Below are 3,195 nucleotides of genomic sequence, written 5' to 3' on the forward strand. Positions count from 1 at the left end.
CCTGGCCCACGACCAAGGGCAGCGCGACACCGGCGTCGCGCGCGGCATCCGTCAGCAGGGCTCGGGGCTGGGGTTGTAGCCCGTGACCCTGGCCAGCAGAAATGAGCTTGGTGGCCATAGGCAGACCCATGACCCCGAGACCGATGAACCCGATGCGAGCCACGACGGCTGGTCCTTTTCGGTCGGTTCCAGGCGAGGGAAGCAGTGCCGGAGAGGCCCACCCCAGTCGCGCCTCGATGTCTCGGGTCGGAGCGCTCACCCTGCCCTCGGCTCTGGAGTTGCGGGGCTGGAAGCCTCTCGCCCCGGAACCGCGGTGCCGAGCAGCGGGTGGTAGGCGAGCACCGCCAGGACCAGTGCTGCCACGGCGACCAGACAGACACCGGCGGCGAGGCCCGCCGCGGCTCCCGGTGCGCCCGTCAGCACCATCGCGACTCCCATACCGGCCACCGAGGAGGCCAGCAGGGCGCACCATCCGACCACGGGCGCCAGCAGAGCGCGTGCCCAGGCCTGGACACGGAGCAGGCCGATCCCGACGGTGAGGAGCAGCGGGAGCACGAAGGCCAGGTCCATCACCTTGACGGTCCAGAACACGACGGCGTCGGCCAGGTACTCCTCGCCGACCGGAGAGCCCTGCCACAGGTCCACGAGGCCGGGCAGGTGGATTCCCACGGTGAGGAAGGCCGCGACGGTCAGCAGGTACCACCCCGCGACGCGCTCGAGCCGCGGCCGCCGAGCTGGTGTGGGTGCGAGCGCCAGGCGTTGGCCGGCGAGCACGAGGACGCCCAGCGACGCCACGATCAACGCCCAGAACAGAGGGAACCAGCGTTCGGTGTTCCCGTCGTACTGCGCGATGTCACCGCTGATGGACAGCTGGGTGTACATGTACAGCCCGTAGGACCCCGGCGCCATGGCCAGGGCCTCGGCGCCGGGGCGTTCCGCAGCCACCAGTCGAGCCGCCCACAGGGCCACGGGGCCGACCAGCAGGAGGCCGGCGAGGTCGCCCCCGCGGACCTGGTCGACGGCGCCGGGCGAGGCGTGGTACCCGATCACACCGAGGGCCAGGGGGCCCAGGAGCGAGGTGGCCATCGCTCCGGCCCCGAGCACGACCAGCAGCACCGACAGCCACGGGAGTGGGCCGGCGGTCAAGATGTGGGGGCGCGTGGTGCTCACACCCACTCCCGGTTAGCGGAGCCGCTCGGCGCCGCCCCACCGTCCGGTTCGTCGCCCGGCGGCGGCATGGAGGCGGAGGTCGGTGCTGGGGGAGCAGTGGGTGCGGACGCTGGTGACGGCTCGGTGGGCCCTTGGTCGAGCCGGAACGGTGGGTAGCGGTCGGTCATCAACGCCACGTAGGCGATAACCCGGTAGACCCACCGGTTCAGCCCGACGAGGAAGTCGAACAGAGCGGCGGGGTAGCGTCCGGCGAACAGCAGCATGAGGCCAGCGGCCAGCGTCAGCGCGCCGATCAGACCGCCGATGCTGAGCTGGAACCCGTCGTCGTCACCGAGGGTCCATGTGCCGGCCAGGACGGCGAGCACGATGAGGTGCGGGATGGCGAGCAGCCACCACTTCACCAGCACCAGGCCCCGCGACAGCCGCTCCGTGTACTCGATGTCGAGATCGGCCGGGTACTCGGCGTGCTCCAGGGTGAACGGTGGGTACCGGTCGGTGCCGATGGCGTTCGTGGCGTAGAACTGCACCCGCCACGTCCACCGCAGGATGCCGACGTTGAGGTCGAACAGGCCCCGGGGGTAGCGGCCCGTGATGAGGATGGCGAAGAAGGCGACCACCGTGAGCACCGTGAACACCAGCCACAGCAGCGCCAGCACGATGAGGTGCGGGATCGCCAGGAGCCACTTCACGAGCCACAGCCAGCGGCTGAGATGGTCATCCTGATAGCCGGTGAGCGTGACGGGTGAGCGTAAGGCGCCAGCGGCCCCTGCGACCAGGGCGCTGTCGCCAGGGTTAGTGGAGGCGACGGATGCCGATGACCCGCCGCCCGAGGACGGCGCGCGGGCTCCGTAGACCACGAGCAGGGCGCCCGCCAGCACGAAGAGGAGTCCGGCCAGGCCGAGGCTCCAGGCGAGGGGCACCAGCATCGTGACTCGTCCACCCGCCGTCAGATCGGCGGCCACCCCTGGTGAGCCGTCGGCGTTCATCACCACGGCGGTGTAGCTACCGGGGGCCAGGTTCCAGGTGACGCTCTGGGTGCCGTTCCCGCTGGACTGGGTGGTCCAGAAGGGCTGCTGCGTCGGTGCTGCCGCTGGAGCGCCCTCGCCACCGCGTCGGACCAGCGAGTACTCGAAGGGATCTGCGCGCAGGTCGCTGATCTCTTCGTAGGCGCCCGTCCCGAGATAGTCGCGCACCTCGTTGCTGGGGCCGATGCCGACGAACACCGGGGTGTCGGTCGAGGTGGCTCGCAGGCGCACGGTCATGAGGTCGTCGTCGACCCACCACTGGTTCGGGCTGGCCTCGCCCAGCTGGAGGGTGGTACTGGTCAGCGCGGCCGTCGGGGTGGTGAAGCGCTCGGTGGGGGTGGAGAAGAAGCCGTCAGCATCTCGTTGGGTCCCCACCGCCCAGGCCAGCCCCAGGCCGGCCAGGAGCAGGGGGAGGCCGACGAGGGCCAGGACGACACCCATCACCAGCGGCAGCGGGCGGCTTCGGGCCCCACGTGCGGCCGCAGGAGGAGAGGGGTAGGGGGCTGGTTGGGTGGGCTCGGTCATGACGTCCGACTCCTTTCTGCGCCTGTCGCGGTCATGACGGGTCGGTGGTGGTGGTTCGCGGAACCACCACGTCAGTGAGATAGGACACGAAGGCCTCTGGCTGCTCGAACAACGGACGGTGACCGGAGGTCTGCATCACGATGCGGTCCTTCTGCGGGGCGTTGATGAGCGGGTACCACTGCTCGAACAGGCGCGTGCGCCCCGGCGTCTCGTAGGCGCCCTGCACGAAGAAGACGGGAACCTGGAACGTCGTGGCGCTCTCGCGGAAGTCGATGTCCTGAAGCTGCGGGTAGAGAACGGCGAAGGTGTCGAGCGTGCCGGACAGGACGCGCACCTGCTCGGTGAGGGAGTACTCCTGGACGACCAGGTTTTCCGACATCTGCCCGGACCCCTCGCTGTTGGGGCTGTGGTCGTAGGGGTACAGGTCCTGCTCGTGCAGTAGGACGGTCTCGTAGTTCGCGACGTCCTCGTACGG

Annotated in this window: 4 protein-coding genes; all 4 read right to left on the reverse strand. The window is 70.0% G+C overall.

Annotated elements, in window-relative coordinates:
• A partial coding sequence (locus VJ976_RS12665; protein WP_414693554.1) for an NAD(P)-binding domain-containing protein occupies positions 1 to 259 on the reverse strand: 259 nt, incomplete at its 3' end.
• Positions 256 to 1,170, reverse strand: a complete 915-nt coding sequence (locus VJ976_RS02200; protein ID WP_324098450.1) for a hypothetical protein — start codon at positions 1,168 to 1,170, stop codon at positions 256 to 258. The genes VJ976_RS02200 and VJ976_RS12665, both read right to left, overlap by 4 nt.
• Positions 1,167 to 2,720: a DUF4389 domain-containing protein gene (locus tag VJ976_RS02205; RefSeq protein WP_324098451.1), complete on the reverse strand. Its 1,554-nt coding sequence runs from the start codon at positions 2,718 to 2,720 to the stop codon at positions 1,167 to 1,169. Before VJ976_RS02205 ends, VJ976_RS02200 begins: the two co-directional genes overlap by 4 nt.
• 31 nt (positions 2,721 to 2,751) lie before the next feature.
• A partial coding sequence (locus tag VJ976_RS02210) for an alpha/beta hydrolase (RefSeq protein WP_324098452.1) occupies positions 2,752 to 3,195 on the reverse strand: 444 nt, incomplete at its 5' end.

The organism is Ornithinimicrobium sp., assembly GCF_035267225.1.
Taxonomy (GTDB): domain Bacteria; phylum Actinomycetota; class Actinomycetes; order Actinomycetales; family Dermatophilaceae; genus Ornithinicoccus.